At 68.4% G+C, this 5,646-nt stretch carries 10 protein-coding genes; 6 read left to right on the top strand and 4 right to left on the bottom strand.

The genetic code is table 11. The features are described 5' to 3' along the window. On the bottom strand, positions 1-351 hold a 351-nt coding region (locus AC0HS0_RS11370; RefSeq protein WP_472964099.1), incomplete at its 3' end, for a cation diffusion facilitator family transporter. Positions 352-373: 22 nt separating this feature from the next. Here AC0HS0_RS11370 and proC point away from each other — a divergent pair. After that, positions 374-1,228: a pyrroline-5-carboxylate reductase gene (proC, locus tag AC0HS0_RS11365; protein ID WP_472964098.1), complete on the top strand. Its 855-nt coding sequence runs from the start codon at positions 374-376 to the stop codon at positions 1,226-1,228. Positions 1,229-1,294: 66 nt separating this feature from the next. Here proC and AC0HS0_RS11360 read toward each other — a convergent pair whose 3' ends face one another. Then, entirely contained in the window at positions 1,295-1,966 is a 672-nt protein-coding gene (locus AC0HS0_RS11360) for a potassium channel family protein (protein ID WP_472964096.1), read from the bottom strand. Beyond that, positions 1,959-3,395, bottom strand: a complete 1,437-nt coding sequence (locus tag AC0HS0_RS11355) for a TrkH family potassium uptake protein (RefSeq protein ID WP_472964095.1) — start codon at positions 3,393-3,395, stop codon at positions 1,959-1,961. Before AC0HS0_RS11355 ends, AC0HS0_RS11360 begins: the two co-directional genes overlap by 8 nt. 66 nt (positions 3,396-3,461) lie before the next feature. Here AC0HS0_RS11355 and AC0HS0_RS11350 point away from each other — a divergent pair, with 66 nt between their 5' ends. From AC0HS0_RS11350 to AC0HS0_RS11330, 5 genes are all read left to right on the top strand, one after another. Then, positions 3,462-3,878 carry an ArsR/SmtB family transcription factor gene (locus AC0HS0_RS11350; RefSeq protein WP_472964094.1) on the top strand — a complete coding sequence of 139 codons (417 nt, stop codon included), beginning with the start codon at positions 3,462-3,464 and terminating at the stop codon, positions 3,876-3,878. Positions 3,879-3,956: 78 nt separating this feature from the next. Continuing rightward, positions 3,957-4,187 (top strand): helix-turn-helix domain-containing protein, encoded by a 231-nt coding sequence (locus tag AC0HS0_RS11345; RefSeq protein WP_055920656.1) that lies wholly within the window; start codon positions 3,957-3,959, stop codon positions 4,185-4,187. Positions 4,188-4,255: 68 nt separating this feature from the next. Next, entirely contained in the window at positions 4,256-4,354 is a 99-nt protein-coding gene (locus AC0HS0_RS11340) for a 30S ribosomal protein bS22 (protein ID WP_003792170.1), read from the top strand. A gap of 68 nt (positions 4,355-4,422) precedes the next feature. Beyond that, positions 4,423-4,689, top strand: coding sequence for a glutaredoxin family protein (locus AC0HS0_RS11335; protein WP_472964093.1), 267 nt, complete (start codon positions 4,423-4,425; stop codon positions 4,687-4,689). Then, positions 4,686-4,985 (top strand): Dabb family protein, encoded by a 300-nt coding sequence (locus AC0HS0_RS11330; RefSeq protein WP_472964091.1) that lies wholly within the window; start codon positions 4,686-4,688, stop codon positions 4,983-4,985. Before AC0HS0_RS11335 ends, AC0HS0_RS11330 begins: the two co-directional genes overlap by 4 nt. Before the next feature lie 73 nt (positions 4,986-5,058). Here AC0HS0_RS11330 and AC0HS0_RS11325 read toward each other — a convergent pair. Continuing rightward, positions 5,059-5,646, bottom strand: a 588-nt coding sequence (locus AC0HS0_RS11325; RefSeq protein WP_472964090.1) for a GntR family transcriptional regulator, incomplete at its 5' end; no start/stop codon positions are given.

The following is a 5,646-nucleotide window of genomic DNA, read 5'->3' as shown; positions in this document are numbered from 1 at the left end:
CAGCAGCGGCAGCCACCAGTTCTCCAGTGGGTGGGGGTGCGTGAGCTTCTCCACGCCCTCGTAGAGCGAGAAGACGCCTCCCACGGAGAACAGGATGATCGAGACGACGAACGCGTACACGTAGCGCTCGCGGCCGTAACCGAACGGGTGCTCCTTGTCGGCCTTCTTCTTCGCCTGGCGGCCGCCGAGCAGCAGGAGCAGCTGGTTGCCGGAGTCGGCGACCGAGTGGACGCCCTCTGCGAGCATCGAGGACGAACCGGAGAACGCCCACGCGATGAACTTCGTGAGGGCGATGCCGAGGTTGGCGGCGAAGGCCGCGACGATCGCCCTGGTACCGCCTTCTGCGCTCATGCCCTCATCCTAGGATGGCCCCATGACCGACACGCAGAACGTCACGCTGCCCACCATCGCGATGCTCGGCGCGGGCTCGATGGGCCGCGCCATCCTCTCCGGGCTGACCGCTCCAGGCGTGGAGGTGACCGGCGGGATCCGCGTCACCAACCGTTCCGCGGCGCGCGCCGCCGAGCTCGAAGGCATCCCCGGGGTCACGGCCTTCGCGACCGAGAAGGACGGCGCTGCGAACCGCCTCGCCGTCGACGGCGCCGCGATCGTCATCGTGGCGGTCAAGCCGGCGATGGTGCCTGATCTGCTGCGCGAGATCGCGTCCTCCCTCACGCCGGGGACCATCGTCGTCAGCGTCGCCGCCGGCGTCACCGTCGCGACGTTCGAGTCGCTGCTCCCGGACACCGTCGTCGTCGCGCGGTCGATGCCGAACACCCCGGCCGTGGTCGGCAAGGCCGTGACCGGGATCAGCCCGGGGACCCGCACCGAGCCGGCCGACCTCGAGCTGGTCCGGTCGCTCTTCGAGACCGTGGGAGAGGTCGTGGAGGTGCCCGAGTCGCAGCTCGACGCCCTCAGCACGATCTCGGGCTCGGGGCCGGCGTACGTGTTCTATCTGGTGGAGGCCTTGACTGCGGCCGCCATCGATAAGGGCTTCACGCCGGAGCAGGCGCGCACTCTCGTGAACGGAACGTTCCTCGGCGCCTCCGAGCTGCTGGTCGCCTCCGGCGAGGACCCGGCCGAGCTCCGCCGCCGGGTCACGAGCCCCAAGGGCACCACCGAGCGGGCGATCGAGGTCCTCGCGGACGCCGACCTCCCTGCCCTGTTCACCCGCGCGACCGACGCCGCCCTCGCCCGAGCCCGCGAACTCGCCGCCCCCACCTCCTGACCCGCGAGACGGGCGCAAAGTGCGCCCGAATACGCGCGAAGCGGCGGAGAATGCGCCGCCTCGCGGCTAGGCCTCGAGGGCGGCGAAGCGCTCGATGTCTGCCGAGGTGCCGGAGACGATGATGAGGTCGTGATTGGAGACGACGGTGTCGGCAGTGGCGTAGGTGAACGGCTTGCCGGGGCTCTTCACGCCGACGACCGTGATGTTGTAACGGCTGCGCACGCCCGACTGCGACAGGTTGACGCCTCGGATGGGCTTCGGCGGGAACATCTTCACCAGTGCGAAGTCGTCGTCGAACTCGATGAAGTCGAGCATCCTGCCCGACACCAGGTGCGCCACCCGCTCGCCGGCCTCGGCCTCCGGGTAGATGACGTGGTTCGCGCCGATGCGCTCGAGGATCTTGCCGTGCGACTGCGAGATCGCCTTGGCCCAGATCTGCGGCACATGGAGGTCGACCAGGTTGGCGGTGATGAGCACGCTGGCCTCGATCGACGAACCGACGGCGACGACCGCGATCGAGAAGTCCTCCGCGCCGATCTGGCGCAGGGTCTCGATCGAGCGCGCGTCCGCCTGGACGGTGTGCGTCACGCGATCGGCCCACTTCTGCACGAGCGCGGCGTCGGTGTCGATCGCCAGGACCTCCCGGCCCAGCCGGTCGAGCTGCCCCGCTGTCGCGGCGCCGAAACGGCCGAGTCCGATCACCAGGACGGGCGCGTTGTGCTTGATCCGGTCAACCAACGAGCGGCCTCTCCTCAGGGTTCTGGTAGAGCTGCTTGCGCTGGCTCTGGGCCAGCGCCGCGGCGAGAGTCACTGTACCAACGCGGCCGCAGAACATCGTGGCGGCCATCACGTAGACGCCGGCGTCCGGCAGCTTCTCGGTGAGGCCCGTCGAGAGCCCGCAGGTGGCGAACGCCGAGATGACGTCGAACAGCACATGGTCGAGCGGCGCCTTCGTGATCTGCAGGATCAGGATGCTCGCGACCGCGACGATCGTCGCGCCCCACAGCGCCACCGCGACCGAGAGCCGCAGCACGTCGATCGGAATGCGGCGCTTGAACGCGTCCATCGACTCCACGCCGCGCGCCTCAGCGAACGCCGCGAGGAACAGCACGGCCAGCGTCGTCACCTTGATGCCGCCCGCGGTGGAGGCCGAACCTCCGCCGATGAACATCAGCATGTCGGTGACGAGCAGGCTCGACCCGTGGAGGTCCTGGATCGGGATGGTCGCGAAGCCCCCCGAGCGCGCCATCGTCGACAGGAAGAACGACTGGAAGACGGTGTGACCGGCATCCAGGTGCCCGAAGGTCTTGGGGTTGTCGTATTCGAGCACGATGTAGAGAACGGCCCCGGCCACCAGGAGGATGACCGAGGTCAGCAGCGTCAGCTTGACGTGGATCGACCACCGCCTGCGCCGTTTGCGCAGGTTGGAGGCGATGGCCAGGATCACCGGGAACCCGATCGCGCCGAGGAACACTCCGATCATCAGCGCGCCGAGGAACCAGTAGTCGTCGAGGAACGGCGTGAGGCCCTCGGTGTTCGGCGCGAACCCGGTGTTCGTGAAGGCCATCGCCGAGTAGTAGAGGCTCTCCCAGATCGAGACGCCGACGTCCATCCCGGCGATCAGCATGCGGGGGAAGAGCAGGAGCGCGATGCCGCCCTCGATGACGACCATGCTGATCGCGGCGGTGCGCAGGAGCTTGCCGACGTCGCCGAGCAGCACCGCCTGGCCCTCGGCTACCGGGCCGGCGTGGATGCGCTGCGGGTTGCTGTCGCTGGCGGCGATGAGCTTGGCGCGCAGCCCCAGCCGGCGCGAGATGACGAGCCCGAGGATGCTCGCCATCGTCAGCACGCCGACCGCGCCGACCTGCACGCCGATGTAGACGAGCAGATGGCCGAACACCGACCAGTGGGTCGCCATGTCCACGGTCGCGAGGCCGGTCACGCAGATCACCGACACTGCCGTGAACAGCGAGTCCGCGAGCCCGGTCCACCTGCCGGAGGCGGACGAGATCGGGAGAGAGAACAGCAGGGTGAAGACCAGGATCAGCAGCAGGAAGACCATGATCGCGAACCGCGACGGGCTGCGCTGGGCGAAGGCGTTGAGCGCCGCGCGAGTGCGTCCCCCCGCGGCCGCGGGTCCCCGCCGGGCCGCCTGCGTCGTGCGCATCGTCCGTTCCTCCCACCGACAGCTTCGGACATGGTACTCCGCCACCCGTGCGACTAGCCTGGTGCAATGGCCGACATCTTCGACGTGATCGCCGACCCGACTCGGCGCGACATCCTCAGAGTGCTGCTCGACCGCAACTCGGATGACTCGCGTCCCGCCGGTGAGATCTCGGTCTCGGAGATCGTGGCCACCCTCGAGCTCAGCCAGCCGACCGTCTCCAAGCATCTCAAGGTGCTGCGCGAGGCGTCCCTGGTGTCGGTGCGCGAGGAGGGACAGCACCGCTACTACCGGCTCGACCCGGCCCCGCTGGAGGCCGTGGAGGACTGGGTGATCCCGTTCACCGCCTCCGATGTCGACCTGACGGCGTACACGGTCGAACTGGCCGATGAGACGCGCGAGTTCGCGAGCTCGGTCGGTAAGGTGCTCGCTGACACGCGGCGCCGGGTCGAGCGGGTCACGCCGAAGAAGTGGCGTAGAGACTGAAGCCTCGAAGCGGCTAGAGTTCGCTAGTTCCCCGTCGTCACGACCCGAGTACGATGACGGGCAGGAGAGGGACACCGCATGGTTCACGAAGGGGGCTCGAACGCCCTACGGGATGTGCGTTTCCTGACGGTCGCCGAAGTGGCCGACATGATGCGCGTCTCCCGCATGACCGTCTACAGGCTCGTCCATGCCGGTGAACTGCCGGCCATCCGTTTCGGCCGGTCGTTCCGGGTTCCGGAGTCCGCTGTCGCGCAGGCGCTGAAGACCGTGGCGCCCCATCTCGAGGGCGGCGTCGCGGACTCGGCGTGAAGTCGGGTAGACTGGATGCTCGTGTCGCCGCGTTTCCCGCGGCAAACCACCAACTTTGTGAGGTCTACGTGGGTTCCGTTATCAAGAAGCGTCGCAAGCGTATGGCGAAGAAGAAGCACCGCAAGCTTCTTCGCAAGACGCGCCACCAGCGTCGCAACAAGAAGTAGACCTCAGCGTCTGCTGCTCGAGCGCCGATCCGTCAGGGTCGGCGCTTTCTGCCGTTAAGCTGGTCGTCGTGTCCTCCGTCATCGTCACGCTCATCGGCAAACCCGGCTGCCACCTCTGCGATGACGCCCGTGAGGTGATCCGCTCGGTGATCGCCGACCTGCCTGACGGCGCTCCGTTCGTCGAGGTCGAGGAGCGCAGCATCCTCGACGACGCCGAGCTGCACGAGCGGTACGTGGAGGACATCCCTGTCGTGCTGGTCGACGGCCGGCAGCACACCTACTGGCGCGTCGATCCGGCGCGTCTGCGCACCGCCTTGCTGGAGGAGGAACGTTGACCCTGCGTCACGTGGTCATGTGGAAGCTCGCGTCGACGGACGAGGCCGAGCGCGCCGATCAGGCCGCGCGGATCAAGGCCGGCCTGGAGTCGCTCCCCGCCGTGATTCCTGAGATCCTGCACTTCGAGGTGGGCGTCAACTCCCTCCCGGTCAACGACTTCGACCTCGTGCTGGTCAGCGACTTCGCCGACGAGGCGGCGCTGCAGCGCTACGTCGTGCATCCCGAGCACGAGAAGGTGGCGTCGTACATCCGCTCGGTCGTGTCGGGCCGAGCCGCCGTCGACGCCGAGGGCTGAACGCCTTCGGGCCCGGCCCGAACGCAGTCGTGCCCGGCGCCTGTCGGCACCGGGCACGCTCGGAGTGCGACGGTCAGACGACCGGGCTCTCGTCGATCTCCGCGTCGGAACGGCGGTAGTCCGCCAGGAACTGCGTGAGCGACGACGCGTACAGGTCGCGCACCAGGTCGCCGGCCTTCGAGCCGTCGTGCGCCTTCGCCGCCTCGAGGATCTCGGCGACGCGACCGGGCAGGTCGTCGGTGTCGAACGGCTGCTTCCACACCGCGATGTAGCGCAGCACCTGGGGGCTCAGCCCCTCGCTGATCGAAAGCAGAACGGCGTTGTCGCTGTTGCGCTCGAACTCCAGGAAGAAGTCGTTGAGCGCACGGCCGAGGGCCGGGAGGCTGCTCGACTTGGCGGCCTTGCGGATCTCCTTGAGGGCCTTCTCCTGCCGCCCGAGGGCGGCGCTGTCGAGCGCCGGCACAGAGGTCCGGGCCGCATACTCGTGCAGGAGTCCCGTCGTGTAGATCGCCTCGTCGATGGCGCGCAGGTCGATGGGGGCGACGCGCGTGTAGCGGTTGGGCGCCATCTCGACCAGGCCGATGTCGGCGAGCTTCATCAGGGCCTCGCGGATCGGCGTGCGGGAGACCCCGAGCCACGCCGTGAGCTTCTCGTCGAGGAC

Source organism: Leifsonia sp. PARNA 1/14, assembly GCF_055720965.1.
Note: the sequence above shows the minus strand (reverse complement) of the source record. Positions and strands in the feature narration are given on the sequence as shown.